The organism is Acinetobacter johnsonii CIP 64.6, from assembly GCF_000368045.1.
GTDB lineage: Bacteria > Pseudomonadota > Gammaproteobacteria > Pseudomonadales > Moraxellaceae > Acinetobacter > Acinetobacter johnsonii.
Genome location: NZ_KB849235.1, coordinates 108,087 through 125,889, shown reverse-complemented (window position 1 = coordinate 125,889; position 17,803 = coordinate 108,087). Strand labels below are relative to the sequence as shown.

At 42.1% G+C, this 17,803-nt stretch carries 15 protein-coding genes and 1 riboswitch; of the genes, 6 read left to right on the top strand and 9 right to left on the bottom strand.

Features of this window, described 5'->3' with window-relative positions; genetic code table 11:
* Positions 1-34: 34 nt before the first annotated feature.
* Complete coding sequence (locus F986_RS06320) at positions 35-646, bottom strand: TetR/AcrR family transcriptional regulator (protein WP_004693224.1); 612 nt, start codon at positions 644-646, stop codon at positions 35-37.
* Between the two features lie 521 nt (positions 647-1,167).
* On the opposite strand from F986_RS06320, the gene F986_RS06315 reads away from it, so the two are divergent.
* From F986_RS06315 to F986_RS06290, 6 genes are all read left to right on the top strand, one after another.
* On the top strand, positions 1,168-2,340 hold the full coding sequence (locus F986_RS06315) for a thiolase family protein (protein ID WP_004693222.1): 1,173 nt from the start codon (positions 1,168-1,170) through the stop codon (positions 2,338-2,340).
* 319 nt (positions 2,341-2,659) lie between these two features.
* A complete protein-coding gene (locus F986_RS06310; RefSeq protein WP_004693221.1) occupies positions 2,660-3,553 on the top strand; it encodes a LysR family transcriptional regulator in 894 nt (297 codons plus the stop codon).
* Between the two features lie 144 nt (positions 3,554-3,697).
* A riboswitch (guanidine-I (ykkC/yxkD leader) is annotated at positions 3,698-3,801 on the top strand.
* 27 nt (positions 3,802-3,828) lie between these two features.
* Positions 3,829-4,569, top strand: a complete 741-nt coding sequence (locus F986_RS06305; protein ID WP_004693219.1) for an urea amidolyase associated protein UAAP1 — start codon at positions 3,829-3,831, stop codon at positions 4,567-4,569.
* Between the two features lie 17 nt (positions 4,570-4,586).
* On the top strand, positions 4,587-5,237 hold the full coding sequence (locus F986_RS06300; protein WP_004693216.1) for an urea amidolyase associated protein UAAP2: 651 nt from the start codon (positions 4,587-4,589) through the stop codon (positions 5,235-5,237).
* 5 nt (positions 5,238-5,242) lie between these two features.
* Complete coding sequence (gene uca, locus F986_RS06295) at positions 5,243-8,848, top strand: urea carboxylase (RefSeq protein WP_004693213.1); 3,606 nt, start codon at positions 5,243-5,245, stop codon at positions 8,846-8,848.
* 211 nt (positions 8,849-9,059) lie between these two features.
* Positions 9,060-9,527 carry a hypothetical protein gene (locus tag F986_RS06290; protein ID WP_010326667.1) on the top strand — a complete coding sequence of 156 codons (468 nt, stop codon included), beginning with the start codon at positions 9,060-9,062 and terminating at the stop codon, positions 9,525-9,527.
* A gap of 63 nt (positions 9,528-9,590) precedes the next feature.
* Here F986_RS06290 and accC read toward each other — a convergent pair whose 3' ends face one another.
* The 8 genes from accC to benE all read right to left on the bottom strand — a co-directional run bounded on the left by accC (position 9,591) and on the right by benE (position 17,749).
* Positions 9,591-10,952: an acetyl-CoA carboxylase biotin carboxylase subunit gene (accC, locus tag F986_RS06285; RefSeq protein WP_004693210.1), complete on the bottom strand. Its 1,362-nt coding sequence runs from the start codon at positions 10,950-10,952 to the stop codon at positions 9,591-9,593.
* A gap of 16 nt (positions 10,953-10,968) precedes the next feature.
* Positions 10,969-11,388 (bottom strand): acetyl-CoA carboxylase biotin carboxyl carrier protein, encoded by a 420-nt coding sequence (gene accB, locus F986_RS06280; protein ID WP_004693209.1) that lies wholly within the window; start codon positions 11,386-11,388, stop codon positions 10,969-10,971.
* Between the two features lie 16 nt (positions 11,389-11,404).
* Positions 11,405-11,860, bottom strand: coding sequence for a type II 3-dehydroquinate dehydratase (aroQ, locus tag F986_RS06275; protein ID WP_004693206.1), 456 nt, complete (start codon positions 11,858-11,860; stop codon positions 11,405-11,407).
* Positions 11,861-12,950: 1,090 nt separating this feature from the next.
* Positions 12,951-13,727, bottom strand: a complete 777-nt coding sequence (pcaD, locus tag F986_RS06270) for a 3-oxoadipate enol-lactonase (protein WP_004693205.1) — start codon at positions 13,725-13,727, stop codon at positions 12,951-12,953.
* Positions 13,728-13,826: 99 nt separating this feature from the next.
* Positions 13,827-15,032: a 3-oxoadipyl-CoA thiolase gene (gene pcaF / locus F986_RS06265; RefSeq protein WP_004693203.1), complete on the bottom strand. Its 1,206-nt coding sequence runs from the start codon at positions 15,030-15,032 to the stop codon at positions 13,827-13,829.
* A 109-nt stretch (positions 15,033-15,141) separates the two neighbouring features.
* Positions 15,142-15,795 (bottom strand): 3-oxoacid CoA-transferase subunit B, encoded by a 654-nt coding sequence (locus F986_RS06260; RefSeq protein ID WP_004693201.1) that lies wholly within the window; start codon positions 15,793-15,795, stop codon positions 15,142-15,144.
* 13 nt (positions 15,796-15,808) lie between these two features.
* A complete protein-coding gene (locus tag F986_RS06255) occupies positions 15,809-16,489 on the bottom strand; it encodes a 3-oxoacid CoA-transferase subunit A (protein WP_004693199.1) in 681 nt (226 codons plus the stop codon).
* 27 nt (positions 16,490-16,516) lie between these two features.
* Positions 16,517-17,749 (bottom strand): benzoate/H(+) symporter BenE, encoded by a 1,233-nt coding sequence (benE, locus tag F986_RS06250; RefSeq protein WP_004693197.1) that lies wholly within the window; start codon positions 17,747-17,749, stop codon positions 16,517-16,519.
* Positions 17,750-17,803 lie beyond the last annotated feature (54 nt).

Here is a 17,803-nt window from a genome sequence, read left to right as displayed (position 1 = left end):
TTCATGTTTAGCTTTTTTTATGCCGTTTAGAAGCTTAAAGGGCTGCGTGTGAAATTTTATCGGGTGTCATGAGGGCTTGGTTGACATACAGTTTAATCAGACGCTCACGTGAACCGATTGATTTTTGATAATGCGTTGAATTGAGTAACAATGACGCACCATAGGTCACTGTCCATACATAAGATAAATAGTCACGAATGGACATTGCGCTGTCTAAAGACTTTAAATAGTCAGAGGTCATGTCTTTAATTTCGATAATACGTTGTTCACGTATTTGGTAGAGCTTCTCAAAAAGTTCTTTGAGTTTACGTTCGTTATTGGTTAAACGTTCTTCAATAACGTGCAGTAAAATCGTACGGTTCGAGTTCAACATATTATAAAGCATGTATTCGGAAACATACGTTTTAATATCGTTGTTATGCTTTTGAGAAATCTCTAGCAGGCGAGTTTCATTCAAGATAATCAACTCCAAATAGAGTTGGTTCTTACTTTTGAAATGCTTGTAAATTGTACCCTTGGCAATATCGAGTTCCGTTGCTAATTCGCTTAAGGTGATGTCTTGATTATTGTCTAATAATAAAGTCTCAGCCATGGCTAAAATTTTCTCTTTGCGTAATAGAAAATTTTGTTGGCGTACTGAAGTCATTGGCTTATTCCAGTGTATTCCATGAGAACTATAGAGAGGCTATTGAACTTGGTTGAAAATGAAAATTCAACTAAGGTCTTGGATATTACTACAATCGTTTTAAAAATATCCACTTGTTCAACAATAGAAATAAATACAGGTGCATTTTCGCATTTCGTTGTCAATAAATTTGATCTCTAGAGATCAAATTTGGGCCATTGCATTCCTTTTTCGTGATTTTTACACTATTGTCAGTATAGCCACTGTGTTCTTAGAGACGAGAACCTTTAGTGCTAAAGCCTCGAATGCAGTGCGGGTTGATAAATAGATCATCTGTCGTATGGATCGATGTCTTATTCACGTGTGTTAATTTTAATGTCTTTATAGATGACTCGCTTTGAGACGGTAGCACTATGAAAAACATTAAAATAAGATCTGAAACGATTAACCCTTTTGTAATATGAAAAAATAGATAGGGAATGTTTTTAAGTCTCTTAATTGGGCTAAAAGCAAATAAAACGCAAAAAAGGATGAAATAGAAAATGATTGTTATTGTAGACGGTGTACGTACAGCAATGGGTGGTTTTCAAGGTTCACTGTCGAGCTGTACCGCGCCTGAACTTGGTGCGGTGACAATTAAAGAAGTGTTAAACCGTTCTGGCTTACAGCCGATCGATGTGGATGAAGTGATCTTTGGTTGTGTACTTCCTGCAGGTTTAAAACAAGGACCTGCACGTCAAGCAATGCGTATGGCAGGTCTACCTGACTCAACAGGTGCAACAACCATCAATAAAATTTGTGGCTCTGGTATGAAAGCCGTCATGCAAGCGGCTGATGCGATTAAAGCGGGTTCAGCTAAGATTGTGGTGGCCGGTGGTATGGAGTCAATGTCAAATGCGCCGTACTTACTTGAAAAAGCACGCGCGGGTTACCGTATGGGGCATGGTAAAACAACCGATCACATGTTCCAAGAAGGTTTAGAAGATGCTGAAACAGGTCTGTCGATGGGTGTACTTGCTCAAGAAATGGCAGATAAAAAAGGCTATACCCGTGAGCAGCAGGATCAGTATGCCATTGGTTCTTTAAATAAAGCCATTGCAGCGATTCAAGGTGGTTTCTTTAAAGATGAAATCGTGCCTGTGACGGTGAGTAGCCGTAAAGGCGATGTTGTGGTTGATCAAGATGAACAGCCGCTCAATGCCAAAGTGGATAAAATTCCAACTTTACGTCCAGCATTTAAAAAAGACGGCACGATTACCGCGGCAAATTCGAGTTCTATTTCGGATGGTGCTTCGGCATTGGTTGTAACTTCATCCGAAGTTGCTGACGCACGTGGTCTTAAGCGATTGGCAAAAGTTGTGGCTTATGCAAGTAATTCCCAGCATCCATCTGAGTTCACCATTGCCCCTGTAGGTGCCATTGAGAAAGTTTTAGCCAAAGCAGGCTGGTCTGCGAGTGATGTAGATCTGTGGGAAGTCAATGAAGCATTTGCGATGGTCACAATGCTTGCAATTGATGGTTTTCATTTAGACCCTGCAAAAGTTAATGTGAATGGTGGTGCTTGTGCACTTGGTCATCCATTGGGTTCATCTGGTTCACGTATTATCGTGACTTTACTGCATGCCTTGAAACGTACTGGTGGGAAGAAGGGTGTAGCTGCTTTATGTATTGGTGGTGGTGAGGCGACTGCTATTGCCGTCGAGCTGCTGGACTAAAACTGTAAATATTCTTAGCTATGCCTGTGAAGAAAATGATTTAAATAGCTATAATTGGCATGGTTGATTTCATCAAAGGTTCGATTGATTCGGGCCTTTTTTATTTTGTAAAATACATGCAGATCATGCGTCATAACTTTTCAGGGAAAGCATCAATTGTTCAGAACAGCTAAAGGTATAATTAATGTGCTTTTATTGCTGAAATGTCTGATATTAGACCTAGATGCTTGTAAAAGTAAGTTTTGAGCATTGGATCATCGCTATAATGGGTAGATGATGGATCGTCTACCATCACATACATATAAGGAACATTTTTTTCGTGTTTGAACTGGACTGTAAATTACTCAGTATCTTTTTTTACGTTTATAAGTTTAAAAGTGTGTCACTGGCGGCTGATCATTTAGAAATGAGTCAACCGACGGTGAGTAACATTCTGAATAAAATTCGCCAACATTATAATGATCCGCTATTTTTGCGGATTGGCAATGAAATGGTGCCAACTGAGCTGTCGAAACAGTTATTTCCATTGGTCAGTGAGGCTTTAAACAAGGTTGAAATCATCAATAACTTTACGATTGATTTTGACCAAGCCACTTCGCAGCAACAGTTTAGTTTGGCCATGACCGATGTTTCGCATTTGGTGCTGTTGCCGAAAATTTCGCAATACTTAAAGAAACATGCGCCGCATATTCGTTTGAATATCCGTCCGATCACCTCTGAAACCAGTTATCAAATGGCAAATGGTGAGATTGATTTGGCGCTGGGTTTTTTACCTCAACTGGAAAATGGCTTTTATCAACAGCAACTGTTCGAGCAGTATTATGTGGTGATTGCTGCCAAAGATCATCCGCGTTTGACAGGTGACAGTATCAGCATAGCGCAGTACTTGGCTGAGTCACATATCGATATTGATGCAGGCATGGGACATTACCATATTGAAAACGAACTGCTTAATTTAGAACTAAAACGTGACATTTTAATGCGTTTACCGAGCTATTTAGGGGTAGGCTTGGTGGTACAAGAAACCGATGCGATTGCGACAGTCCCGTATTATTTGAGTGAAGTGCTGCTTTCACGTGGCAATTTAAAGATCTTCAATGCGCCAATTGCCTTCCCAAGTTATGGGGTGAAACAGTATTGGCATATGTCTTGTCATCACAAAACCAGTCATCAGTGGCTGCGTCACATGTTCCATGAAATTTTAATGAAGTAATTCTTAAAATTTGATGCTTTTTAGTGCGCATAGCGAAAATATGCGTGCTTGAAATCTAAAGTGCCCATTTATTGCTCATAAATAGTATTACGAAGTTTAAAAATCGTAATACTAAATTGGCACAGCCTTTGCATCGTCTAATCTGAAAGAGTGATCTAGGGTTCCGATACATATCTATTTTATGTATGTCTGCGACCGAGAGTTCACGGTTCGAAAGAACTACACGGAGGGATAAAAGCCCGGGAGGTAAACAGTTACGATTTAGGCAGAAGCGCATGAGCACAATAACTTATCACGACGATAACGCACTATGGACTGAACTTTTACCGGGTGGGCATCACTGGTCTGGGCGTATTCAACGCGGCACAGTCTTACAGTTTAAAGCCTTGGGAGCACAAGCCAACGTTTCTCTTTTCTGTGTCAACAGCGAAGATAAGCTCGAACGTTTTAATATGCCAGATAGCCTAAAGGCACAGCATACGGCATTTCTAAGTACAGGACATGTGTTGTATTCAGACTTAGGTCGGGTCATGGCTTCAATCATTCAAGACGAACATGGTTGGAATGATGCCTTGTGTGGTCCGAGCCGCACAGAACAAATTCAAAAACAATTTGGCACTCAAACTTTCCAAGATGCACGAAATGAGATGTATCGGAGTGGACGCGACAGCCTGTTACTTGAAATGAGCAAGTTCTCATTAGGTCAAGCCGACCTGTCAGCTACGGTCAACCTATTCTCTAAAGTTCGCCCTGATGATGCAGGCAACTTATCTTATATCGATGTCGATAATACCCATCAAACTATTGAACTGCGTTTTGAGATGGACTGTCTGGTGTTCTTATCTGCTGCGCCACATGGTTTTAGTCAAGCAACAAAGTATCAACCTGCCGATATTCAAATGCGCTTATTCAAAGCCTCCGCTTTAGCAACACACGATATTTGTCGTGATTCATGCCCACAAAACCAACGCGGTTTTCAAAACAACGCACGTTATTACGCATTTGATGCTGCTTAAGCCCGAGGAGAATACGCATGACCAGTTTACAAGCATTTGATCAAGCTGTTTTAAATGAAGTCTGTCCAGCGGGTGAGGCATGGATGTGTGAAGTCCAGAAAGGGCAGTATTTCCGCATTATTGACCTCGAAGGCAACCAAGCAGTCGATACTTTATTGATTTCTGCGAGCAACCCTGAAGAGCGTTACAGTGCAACTGATACTTTAGCCATTAACCAGCAGATTTATCTTGAAAAAGGCACAGCTCTATATACCAACTATGGCAACAAAATCGCCACGATCCATGATGATAACTGTGGTCGCCATGACACCTTGGGCGGTGCTTGTTCATGTGAAAGTAACACCGTACGTTATGCACACGACACATTTCCGATGCACAGTTGCCGTAATAACTTTATGACAGCTTTAGCTTTGCACCCAATCGCGAAAAAGCATGGACTAAATGTTCGTCATATTGGGCCGAATATTAACTTCTTTATGAATGTACCCGTGAGCAGTGATGGGCATCTCAAGTTTGACGATGGAATATCGGCGCCGGGTAAATATGTTGAAATTCAAGCAGAGATGGATCTCATCGTGCTGATTTCTAACTGCCCACAACTGAACAACCCCTGTAATGCCTATAACCCGACTAAAATTCAACTGATTGTACGTGAAGGCAAGGAGTAATCAGCATGTTTAAAAAAGTTCTCATTGCTAACCGTGGGGCAATTGCCTGCCGAGTAATTCGCACATTAAAGAATTTAGGCATTCAGTCTGTTGCGGTGTATTCAGAAGCAGACCGTGATTCCTTACATGTGACTTTGGCTGATGAAGCTGTATTTATTGGTGATAGTCCAGCCAGTCAAAGTTATTTAAATATTGAAAAAATTTTACAGGTCGCGAAAGAAGCAGGTGCTGAAGCCATTCATCCGGGCTATGGTTTCCTGTCTGAAAATGCGGAGTTTTGTGATTTGTGTGAGTCACAGGGCATTGTGTTTTTAGGGCCAAATTCTGCGCAAATGCGTAGTTTTGGCTTAAAGCATACTGCACGTGAACTTGCAATTCAGGCGAACGTGCCATTGTTACCGGGTAGCCAACTTTTAGCAGATGAAGCGGAAGCACTGATCGAAGCAAAGCGTATCGGTTATCCCGTGATGCTGAAAAGTACCGCAGGTGGCGGTGGTATAGGTATGCGTTTGGTGTGGAACGAAGCAGAGCTTAAAGATGCTTATGCAACGGTATCTTATTTGGCCCAAGCTAACTTTAAAGATGCAGGCTTGTATTTAGAAAAGTTTGTGGAAAATGCGCGTCATATTGAAGTCCAAATTTTTGGTGATGGCCAAGGTTTGGTTTTGGCTTTGGGAGAGCGGGACTGTTCAGTACAGCGCCGTAACCAGAAAGTAATCGAGGAGACCCCAGCACCGCATTTAAATGATGAACAACGTGATTATATTCAAGGTGTTGCGATTCAACTGATGCAGTCAGTGAATTATCGTTCGGCAGGTACGGTTGAATTTGTGATGGATACTGACACCCAGCAATTCTATTTCTTAGAGGTGAATACACGTCTGCAAGTTGAACATGGTGTGACTGAACAAGTGTTTGGTGTAGACCTTGTGGAATGGATGGTCACTTTAGGTAGCGGTGACTGGACTGTCCCAACAGAGCCGCTTGCACCTAAAGGCCATTCGATCCAAGTCCGTTTATATGCTGAAGATCCAATTAAAAACTTTCAACCCAGTGCTGGCTTATTGACTTATGTCGAGTTTGACCCACAAGCACGCAATGAAACATGGGTAGAAACGGGTTCAAATGTATCTTCCTTTTATGATCCGATGATTGCCAAAATCATTGTGACTCACGAAAACCGTGAAAGTACAATTCAAGCCATGAGCGATACTTTGGCAAACACCTCAGTGGCAGGAATTGAAACCAATCTTGAGTATTTACAAAACATTATTGCCTGTGAAGTGTTTACTGCGGGAACACAGACTACACGTTTCTTAAATACTTTTGAGTGGAAAACCCAAAAAATTGAGATATTACAGTCAGGTATCCAAACGTCAATACAAGACGTCACAGGTCGTTTGGGTTATTGGGATGTTGGTGTTCCACCATCGGGTGCGATTGATCCTTTGTCTTTAAATGTCGCTAATCAACTATTGGGGAATCCATTTAATACCGCAGGGCTAGAATGTACATTACAAGGCCCAACTTTAAAATTCCATTGTGACAGCCAAATCGTGATTACGGGTGGCGACATGCTTGCGACATTGGATGGTGTCGATGTTGCCATGTGGCAGACCCTTAATGTTAAAAAAGGGCAAATTCTTAAAACAGGTAAAATCACCACAGGTTGTCGCAGTTATATTGGCATTAAAGGCGGATTTAATGTACCTAGATACTTAGGCTCGCAAGCAACTTTTACTTTAGGTCAGTTTGGTGGTCATGCAGGACGCAATTTACTCATTGGAGATATGTTGCCTATTACGGCTTATAGCTCGGTAGAAACTGTTGCACTCAGTGCAGCAGAGGTGCCAAGCTTTAGCCAGGCTTGGAACATTGCAGTGATGTATGGACCGCATGGTGCGCCAGACTTTTTCACCAAACGAGATATTGAGCGCTTCTTTGAGCAAGAATTTGAAATTCACTTTAACTCAAGTCGTACAGGCATTCGTTTAGTCGGTGAAAAACCTGAATGGGCACGTACCGATGGTGGTGAGGCAGGGCTGCATCCTTCGAATATTCATGATAATGCTTATGCCATTGGCGCGATTGACTTCACTGGAGATATGCCAATTATTTTAGGACCCGATGGTCCAAGCTTGGGCGGCTTTGTTTGCCCAGCGGTAGTGGTCAGCTCAGAACTATGGAAAATTGGTCAACTTAAAGCGGGCGATAAGGTTAAATTTATACCCATTTCTTATGATCAAGCACAAGTATTAAATCAAAAATATAGCACAGCGTTAACAGCGGATACGACTGAAAATGTAGAATTCTCTCCAAGCTTTCATGCTGAAATGGAGACCTTATCAGATGCCGTTTTAGCGACATTAAAAGGTGAGGACGCTAGACCTGATGTGACTTATCGTCCTGCAGGTAATAGCTATCTGTTGGTTGAATATGGAGAGTTGGTTTTAGATCTCAATTTACGCTTCCGTATTCATGCTTTAATGCAATGGGTTAAAGACCAAAGTATCGAAGGGATTATAGACTTAACACCGGGTATTCGTTCGCTGCAAATTCATTTTGATTCATTGGTGCTAGATCAAAAACATTTATTAAGCCTTTTACAGCAAGCAGAAAGTGAATTGCCTGATGTGACAGCAATGGAAGTGCCTTCGCGCACAGTCTATTTGCCTTTGGCTTGGGAGGACTCACAAACTCAGTTGGCGACTGAACGTTATATGCAAACAGTCCGTCCAGATGCGCCGTGGTGTCCTGACAATGTTGAGTTTATTCGTCGTATCAATGGTCTAGACTCGAAGCAAGCAGTGAAGGATATCGTATTCAGCACCAATTATTTGGTGATGGGTTTGGGGGATGTGTACTTGGGTGCACCTGTGGCAACGCCGCTGGACCCACGTAATCGTTTAGTAACTACCAAATATAATCCTGCACGCACTTGGACGCCTGAAAATGCAGTCGGCATCGGTGGCGCATATATGTGTGTCTATGGTATGGAAGGCCCAGGCGGTTATCAGTTTGTTGGACGTACAACCCAAATGTGGAGTCGTTACCGCAAAAACCCCGACTTTGAACAGGATAAGCCATGGCTACTGCGCTTCTTTGATCAAATTAAATTTTATGAAGTGTCTGAAACAGAACTGATGCAAATGCGGGAAGACTTTAAAGCGGGGCGCTTAAAGCTTCGAGTAGAATATGGGGTTTTAAATCTAAAAGAATACAATGACTTCCTCATTGAAAATGCAGCATCCATTTCAAGTTTTAAAGCGGTACAGCAAACGAACTTTGAAGAGGAACGCCGTCGTTGGCATGAGGCAGGTTTGGCTGAACATGTTTCTGAAAGACTAGATACGGTGTTAGATGACAGTGAAATTCAAATTCCTGAAGGTGGTTGTGCAGTAGAGTCGCATATGCCAGGTTCTATTTGGAAAATTGAATGTACCTCTGGAGACATTGTGGAAGAAGGGGCAACTTTGGCCGTGATTGAAGCCATGAAAATTGAAATTCCCATTATTGCACCTGAGCGGATGAAGGTTGAAACCATTACCATTGAAAAAGGGCAAACGGTAAAAACAGGTCAGGTGCTGTTTACACTGGCACCTGTAGCCTAAATTCAAATATCACGACATACAAAAAAGACTGCTTAAGCGGTCTTTTTTCGATTCTGAAAGGAGAATTTATCTAGTGCTGACAATAAATCGTTTTGTTAAATCGAGATTGCAACCCATAACAAAAAATAGATTGTTATGAAATGGTTATAAAATGATGTTTTGAATCAAAATATGCTAATTTAGTGGGACGCTTAAAAACATTATGGCTTGTATGAAAAAAACATTACTCGGCATGTTATTCATGTTAACTTCATCAGTGCTTATGGCAAATACGCCAAGTCAGGCTGAGGATACTCAAGCATCAAATCAAAATAATATTCGTGTAACGACTCGCCCTGAAATTGTGGGCTTATGGGGAATGGAAATTCCAAATAATCGTAAATGCGTTGAATACTATAATTTTAAAAGTAATAGTGATGTTGTGATTAAAAGTGGGGAAGAATGGTCCACGGGAATTTATGATTACCAGCCATCTACCGATAAAAATGTACAACTGCCTGCTTTGATTTTACAGGTCAAATTTGACAATAACCAAGTGGATTGTTCTGGGTCACAAGAAGATCAGACTGGTGAAATGTCTCAGTATTTTGTGAAATGGCAAAGTCCATCGACTATTAATTTTTGTGCCAATGATAAAGCACAACAATGCTTTGCAACGCTACGTCGTGTATTGCCTTGATTAATTCTTTTATAAATAAAAAACCGCGATGAATCGCGGTTTTTTATTTAAGGATCAAGACAATTATTTATCTTGATTTCCTTCAATTTGCTTTAATAAATGCTTTTCAAGATAGTGAATATCCATCGCTTGTTCACAGAATTTTTCATCTTGAAGAATCAAATCTTTATGCAATGGAATATTGGTTTTAATACCGGTCAGAATCATTTCATCAAGCGCTTGGCGCATTCGAGCAAGTGATGTTTTACGATCCTTACCGTGTGCGATCAGCTTTGCAATCATCGAGTCATAGTATGGCGGAATGCTATAGCCTTGATAGATATGCGAATCAAGACGAATACCTGCACCACCTGGCACATAAAAATTCTCAATTTTACCTGGTGAAGGCAAGAAGGTCGTTGGATCTTCAGCATTGATACGGCATTCAATCGCATGTCCTTTGACTTCAACTTGATCTTGTTCAATTTCAAGACCTAAGCCACCAGCAATGCGGAGCTGTTGTTCAATAATGTCGATACCTGTCACCATTTCAGTTACAGGGTGCTCAACTTGAACACGTGTATTCATCTCAATAAAGAAGAATTCACCATCTTCAAACAAGAACTCGAATGTACCTGCACCACGGTACTGCATTAATTTACAAGCATTTACGCAAGCTTCTAAAATGTCAGCACGTGCTTGTTCAGGTAAATTTGGCGCTGGTGCCTCTTCTAACACTTTCTGATGGCGACGCTGTAAAGAACAATCGCGGTCATAAAGGTGAATCGCGTGGCCATTACCGTCAGCAAGAACTTGAACTTCAACGTGACGAGGTTTTTGTAGGAAACGCTCCATATACACTGTGTCATCGCCAAACCACATTTCAGCATCACGCTGTGCAGCTTGAACGGATTCAAGCAGGGTGTCGACACGTTCTACAATACGCATACCACGACCACCACCGCCAGAAGCAGCTTTCACGATCAATGGAAAACCAATTTCTTTAGCTTCAGCCAGTGCATTTTGCGGTGTAACCGCATTTGCAGAACCAGGTACGGTTGGAACACCTGCTTTACGCATTGCAGTAATCGCAGAAACTTTGTTACCCATCAAACGAATATGTTCAGGGCGTGGTCCAATAAAAATGAAACCTGAGTTTTCTACAATTTCAGCAAATTCAGCATTTTCTGATAAGAAGCCATAACCTGGGTGAATGGCATCTGCACCTGAAATTTCAGCTGCTGTAATAATGGTAGGAATGTTCAAGTAACTTTCGCTGCTCGCACCCGGTCCAATACATACTGCTTCGTCTACAAAACGTAGATGCATTAAGTCTTTGTCGGCATCTGAATAGATCCCTACAGTCTTAATCCCTAAAGTTTTGCAGGCACGGGTGATGCGCAGGGCAATTTCACCACGGTTTGCAATTAAAACTTTTTGCAACATTATAAGTCCCCGTCTATTACGCGCGGTAGCGGAATAATGGTTGACCGAATTGGATCACTTCGCCGTTTTTCACTAAAATTTCTTCGACTACACCGCTTTGCGTTGCTTCAATCGGGTTCATGATTTTCATTGCTTCGATAATACCAAGTGTTTCACCTGCAGTGATTGTTTGACCGACTTTAACAAATGGCGCTTCACCTGGGCTCGGAGCCGCGTAGAACACACCAACCATTGGAGACGTTTCTACAGCACCACGTGGTGCTTTAGCCGCTGGAGCTTGAGTAACAGGAGCTGTCATAGCAACAGGAGCACCAGCTGCAACAACTGGATTACGACGAGTCAATGCAATCGATTGATCGCCTTCTTTAACTTCAATCGCTTGTAAGTCAGACTCAATCATCAGGTCGATGAGTTTCTTGATTTTACGAATATCCATGTGACAGTATTCCTAATTATGATTGCGTAGAGGGTTGAATTTTATTGAGAGCGTAATTGAGCGCAGCGCTATAACCTTGAGCACCTAAGCCACAAATAACGCCAACGGCTTTATCTGATAAATATGAATGATGTCTAAATGCTTCGCGCACATGAACATTTGATAAATGAACTTCAATAAATGGGATGGCTACACCAAGCAAAGCATCACGTAGAGCAACAGAGGTATGCGTGAGTGCAGCAGGGTTAATAATAATAAATTGGATACCATCCGCTTGAGCTTGATGAATACGGTCGACAATGGCACCCTCCCAATTACTTTGAAAAGTGTCGAGAGAAATTGAAGCATTTTCAGCTTGTGCAATGAGTTGCTGATTGATGTCGTTCAGCGTTAGAGAACCATAGACTTCTGGTTCGCGCTTTCCTAGCAAATTTAGATTCGGTCCATGAATAACCAAAATGGTCGAACTCATTTAGCTTGCTCCATTTATAAATTGCAATAAATCTTTGCAAGATGGCTGCAAAGTTTGCGTATTATGGCATAAAGTTCTACATTTTTTTTATAGTTTGTTTGAATTGACGTAGATGCTTAGTGCCAAACTTCGGCAATATAATGTAAATTTTGCAAGGAATTGACAATGTTAAAAGATTACAAATTTTCGGATTATTACTCTTTTTTACATTGTAAGCCAAATTGACCAAAAGCAGCAGATTTGTTTTCGTTTTGTGCTACAGGTGCAACTCAAGTCTTGAAAAGAGGGCAACTCAGACTTCTTAGTCGGTAGCTTACTCTGCATCAGATCTAGATCAATTTTTATATGGCTAAACTGTATATCAAAATAAAACTGAAGTCTGATATGGTTTGTATCTGTAGATGATTTGATCTATCTATTCCAGTTATTTTGGCTAGCTTGACGACCATGATCAATTCAGTTTTTAAGCTTTATTGGATCAATATTGAACTTGAAAAATATCACTTTCATTAATTAAAACATAAACTTGTTACGTTAAAATGTATATGGAGGCTTTTGTCTGTTGTTAACGTCTATTTAGCTGACGTCATGATCTTTTAGAAAAATACTGAAAAACTTGCAACAGTAAGAGGAAAATTCAGGTTTCTAACGGTGTTTTTCTGCATCCTCTTCGCTGAGAAATTTTGCCGTTAAATAAGCAAAATACTATAGAAAAATTGCTGAGTAGCAGAATGTATTGAAAAAATATTCTCCTATTGCGTATGGAATTTTACTGTGCGAGAAAATTTATAAAAGAAAAGAATTGGCTATTTTGCTCATTTTAACTGGGTAGATTCGGCTATACATGATGGGATCTAGTGAGTTTAGGATTGGCAATAAGTGAAATTCTGAAGATATGATTTTGAAACCATAATAATTTCAGTTTGTTTTATATACAATTTTTGAGTTTTGATGATTTTAAGAGGAAAAATAGAATGAACCAAAGCCAGCATATTTTTAATAATGAGTTTTAAGCATTCCTATCGCTTTCTTTAGATAGGTACGAAAAAAACAGCCCATGTAGGGCTGTTTTGAGTTCAGACCTAGATCATTAAGCAATAAAGTCTAAGATGGCCTGATTGAAGGCTTTGGGCTGTTCGATATTTGAAATATGAGAGGCATCGATTTCAAATAGGGCACTACTTCGGATGTGATTCACCATGTACTGTGCATCTGAGACTGTTGTTACGGGGTCTTTACGCCCTGCAATCACAAGTAAAGGCACTTGAATGCTTTCGAGTTTTTCACGTAAATCCGCTTTAGCCAAAGCTTCACAGCAACTCGCATAACCTTCTGGGCTGCCAGCACCTAAGTCGTTTGAAAGCGCTGCTACAATTACTGCGTTGCTTTGGATAAAGGGTTCGGTAAACCAACGGCTCGCAGCCGTTGATGCAATTGGTTCTAAACCTTGGGTACGTACAAGTGATGCGCGATCATTCCATGCCTGTTCATTGCCAATTTTAGCTGAGGTATTACATACAATGGCACGGTGAAAACGTTCAGGTTTATGAATGACTAACCACTGACCTGTGAGTCCGCCCATTGAGATACCGCAAAAAATGGCTTTCTCAATGTTTAAATGGTCCAATAAATGTATCAGGTCTAGACCAAGTTGTTCAATATCATAAGGCCCTTGAGGTGCGGAAGACTGACCATGCCCGCGAGTGTCATAGCAAATCACAAAATAATTTTTCTGGAAAAAAGTAATTTGTGGTTTCCACATGTTGAAGTTTGTGCCCAGCGAGTTTGAAAAAACGATCGCGGAATTTTTGGGGTCACCAAAGGTCTGATAGTGAATTTCGGCATTATTTGAAGTAAAACTTGGCATATGCTTTTCCTTAATTCATTAAAAATTTTGAGTGTTTCCACTGTTGTTATCAGCAAAACGTGTTATGAGCAGAAACACCACGTCAGATCAGAAGGAGAGTTAAACGCGCTGAATAATCATTGCAATGCCTTGACCGACACCAATACACATTGAACACAAGGCATACGTGCCACCCGTTTGTTCTAACTGGTTTAGAGCCGTAGTCACCAAACGTGCACCCGATGCACCCAATGGATGACCAATCGCAATCGCACCACCATTTGGATTCACTTGTGTGGTGTCATCTGCCAGACCTAAATCACGGGTAACGGCCAGTGCTTGTGCCGCAAAGGCTTCATTCAGCTCAATCACATCTATCTGCTCGATGCTGAGATTGGCTTGTTTGAGTAACTTTTTGATGGCAGGTGCAGGTGCAAAGCCCATAATACGAGGTTCTACACCCACTGCTGTTGAAGCAATGATTTTGGCACGCGGTTTAAGTTGGTACTGTTCAACCGCTTGTTCCGAAGCAATCAGTACAGCAGCCGCACCGTCATTGATGCCTGATGCATTCCCCGCAGTGACGGTGCCTTCTGCTGTCACGACTGGCTTCAGTTTGGCTAAACCTTCTAAGGTGGTCGATGCACGTGGATGTTCATCGGTGTCGATCACAATCGGATCACCCTTACGCTGTGGAATATTCACAGGGATGATTTCATGTGTAAAAAAGCCTTGAGCTTGCGCGGTTGCGGTGCGCTGTTGACTCGCCAAGGCAAACTGGTCTTGATCTGCGCGATCAATATTAAATTGTTGTGCCACGTTTTCTGCGGTTTGCGGCATGGTGTCTACATCATACATCGCTTTGAGCTTAGGATTAATAAAACGCCAGCCCATAGTGGTGTCTTCAATCTTTTGACTACGGCCATAAGCTGTTTCTGATTTGCCCATGACAAAAGGTGCACGCGACATACTTTCGACGCCACCTGCGATGATTAAGTCGGCTTCACCAGCTTTAATGGCACGAGCTGCCATCGCAATCGCATCCAAAGATGAACCACATAAACGATTCACAGTCGTGGCAGGAACTTCAACGGGTAAACCTGCAAGCAGTGCTGACATACGACCGACATTCCGGTTGTCTTCACCGGCTTGGTTGGCGCAGCCATAGATCACATCATCCACCTGTTTCCAATCTACACTGGGATTACGTTGCATCAGGGCTTGAATTGGGAATGCACCCAAGTCATCGGCACGGACTGGGGCTAAACCTCCAGCATAACGGCCGAATGGGGTACGGATAGCATCGATGATATAAGCATTTTTCATTTAAATTTTGTCCTTTATCTAAAATCCCTCCTGAGGAACAACGTTCCGCAAGTCCCTTTGATAAAGGGAGAAGTTGCCCTCTTTGAAAAGAGGGGTTAGGGGAGATTTATTATCCTTGAGTCGCATCCACTAAAGTTGCACCCGTCATTGCCTGCAATTCTGCAAAGCTTAGACCGTCGACTTTCTCAATCACTTTTAAACCTTCAGTGGTGACATCAATCACACATAGATCGGTGTAAATACGATCGACACACTTCAAACCTGTCGCTGGATAGCTTAGTTCAGCTACGATCTTCGGTTCACCTTGTTTGGTCACATGGTCGGTGGTGATAAAGACTTTTTTAGCACCAACAGCTAAGTCCATTGCACCACCAACAGCAGGAATCGCATCAGGTGCACCGGTATGCCAATTGGCTAAGTCACCATTGGCTGCCACTTGAAAGGCACCCAAGACTGCGATATCTAAGTGACCGCCACGCATCATGGCAAAAGAATCCCCATGATGGAAAAAGCTACCGCCTTGCAGCATGGTCACATATTCTTTACCTGCGTTGATTAGTTCTGGGTCTTCTTGACCTTTTTCAGGCGGTGGACCAAAAGCCAATAAGCCATTTTCAGAATGTAAGAACACGTCTTTGTTACTTGGTAGGTAACTGGCAATCTTGGTCGGTAAGCCAATCCCAAGATTGACATAAGCACCATCTGGAATATCTTGTGCCACACGTTCCGCAATCTGATTGCGGCTGAGTTTTTGATAGCTCATGATGTTCTCCCGATTACACAGCAACAGGTTCAGGTTGGACCTGCACCACGTGTTGAACAAAAATACCTGCGGTGATGATGTGTTCAGGGTCTAATTCACCCAGTTCTACCACTTCAGACACTTGGGCAATGGTTACACCTGCCGCCATAGCCATAATCGGGCCGAAGTTACGTGCCGACTTGCGGTAGACCAAGTTACCCCAACGGTCGCCTTGTTGGGCTTTAATCAAAGCAAAGTCAGCTTTGATTGGATATTCCAGTACATAATCTTTACCGTCGATGTGACGGGTTTCTTTGCCTTCGGCCAATAAGGTGCCATAACCTGTTGGGGTAAAGACTGCGCCCAACCCCATGCCTGCGGCTTGAATACGACAGGCCAAGTTGCCTTGTGGTACCAGTTCCAATTCGATTTTGCCTGCACGATAGAGTTCATCGAAGACCCAAGAGTCGGACTGACGCGGAAACGAACATATGACTTTTTTCACAGCACCTGCTTTGAGGAGCTTGGCTAAACCATAGTCGCCATTACCAGCATTGTTGCTGACAATGGTGAGGTCTTTGATACCGAGTTGAATTAAGCCATCGATCAGTTCAGCAGGTTGTCCTGCTGTACCAAAACCACCAATCATGATGGTTGAGCCATCCTTTATTTGTGAAAGTGCTTCTGTTAAAGAAGCTGAACTTTTATCAATCATAATATTGTCCTAGGCACAGCGTACCTATTAACTTTTAGAACTTGGATTGGAGCTTGGAGTTGAAGCTAAAGCTGAAATTTCAGGACTACGTTTGGTTAAAATCAGATGCGCAGTTAAACCAATAACGATGCCCCAAAAAACGGAACTTAGACCCAAAAAGTGCATACCTGAAGCTGTAGCTAAAAAAGTAATGAGGGCAGAATCTCGTTGAGATTCATCTTTCATGGCTACAGCAATATTGGTTGAAATTGCACCCAATAAGGCCAAGCCAGCCAAAGCGGCAACAAGCTCTTTTGGTAGCAAGCTGAAGAGCAGAACGATACTGCCTGCGAACAAACCACCTAAAATATAGAAAATGCCGTTAGCTACACCTGCGATATAGCGTTTTTCTTTTAACTCATGTGCATCTTTGCCCATGCACAGTGCAGCCGTAATTGACGCTAAAACAATGGTGATACCGCCGACGCATGCAACAGCTAAAGAAGCAATACTGGTGGTGGTAATAATCGGCTTGGCAGGCATGTCATAACCACTCAGCTTCATAATGGCCATGCCCGGTAAAAACTGTCCCGTCAGACTGACTAAAATCAAAGGCAGGGCAAGGTTTAAGGTGGAGTGCCAAGTCCATTCAGGGCTAATGAACTGAGGAATAGCAAGTTGGAAATCTAAACTCACCGCATTCATTTCACCAAGCCCAAAGCTCAAGGCCACACCTGAAAGCAGTACCCAAAGCATGCTATAGCGTGGTGAAATTCGTTTTGCGACTAAAAAGACAAACAGCATGCTAAACACAATAATCGGCATACTGTTAGTGGCACTAAATAGACCTAAACCAAACTGAAATAGAATACCTGCCATCATCCCAGCGGCTACTGACTGCGGAATCCATTTCAATAATTTATCAAAGTAACCACTGATCCCGATCAGAAAAATCACCACTGCCGAGGTGATATAAGCGGCTACAGCTTCATTCAGACTAATACTCGGGAACAAAGTGACCAATAAAGCCGTACCCGGCGCAGACCATGCGGTAATTACAGGGACTTTAAACTTAATGGAAAGGAAGATCCCTGCCACGGCTGCCCCAATAGAAATACCCCAAATCCATGAAATCATCATGGTCGGGGAAACCTGAGCTTGCTGCGCAGCCTGAAAAAAGATAATGAGTGGTCCTGAATAGGAAATCAGCACCGCCAAAAATCCTGCGACAGTGGCTGAAATAGACCAATCTTCTTTCAAAGTTTTAAACAGGGTAGCCATTCATTTGCCTCCATGCAGACATGATCCTGTATATAAAAGTAATGTAACGATCAA

Excerpts from the sequence above, each read along its gene's own strand:
- F986_RS06290 (WP_010326667.1), top strand. The coding sequence starts at position 9,060 with ATGAAAAAAACATTACTCGGCATGTTATTCATGTTAACTTCATCAGTG.
- pcaF (WP_004693203.1), bottom strand. The coding sequence starts at position 15,032 with ATGAAAAATGCTTATATCATCGATGCTATCCGTACCCCATTCGGCCGT.
- uca (WP_004693213.1), top strand. The coding sequence starts at position 5,243 with ATGTTTAAAAAAGTTCTCATTGCTAACCGTGGGGCAATTGCCTGCCGA.
- accC (WP_004693210.1), bottom strand. The coding sequence starts at position 10,952 with ATGTTGCAAAAAGTTTTAATTGCAAACCGTGGTGAAATTGCCCTGCGC.
- F986_RS06320 (WP_004693224.1), bottom strand. The coding sequence starts at position 646 with ATGACTTCAGTACGCCAACAAAATTTTCTATTACGCAAAGAGAAAATT.
- pcaD (WP_004693205.1), bottom strand. The coding sequence starts at position 13,727 with ATGCCAAGTTTTACTTCAAATAATGCCGAAATTCACTATCAGACCTTT.
- aroQ (WP_004693206.1), bottom strand. The coding sequence starts at position 11,860 with ATGAGTTCGACCATTTTGGTTATTCATGGACCGAATCTAAATTTGCTA.
- F986_RS06305 (WP_004693219.1), top strand. The coding sequence starts at position 3,829 with ATGAGCACAATAACTTATCACGACGATAACGCACTATGGACTGAACTT.
- F986_RS06300 (WP_004693216.1), top strand. The coding sequence starts at position 4,587 with ATGACCAGTTTACAAGCATTTGATCAAGCTGTTTTAAATGAAGTCTGT.
- F986_RS06255 (WP_004693199.1), bottom strand. The coding sequence starts at position 16,489 with ATGATTGATAAAAGTTCAGCTTCTTTAACAGAAGCACTTTCACAAATA.
- F986_RS06260 (WP_004693201.1), bottom strand. The coding sequence starts at position 15,795 with ATGAGCTATCAAAAACTCAGCCGCAATCAGATTGCGGAACGTGTGGCA.
- F986_RS06315 (WP_004693222.1), top strand. The coding sequence starts at position 1,168 with ATGATTGTTATTGTAGACGGTGTACGTACAGCAATGGGTGGTTTTCAA.
- accB (WP_004693209.1), bottom strand. The coding sequence starts at position 11,388 with ATGGATATTCGTAAAATCAAGAAACTCATCGACCTGATGATTGAGTCT.
- benE (WP_004693197.1), bottom strand. The coding sequence starts at position 17,749 with ATGGCTACCCTGTTTAAAACTTTGAAAGAAGATTGGTCTATTTCAGCC.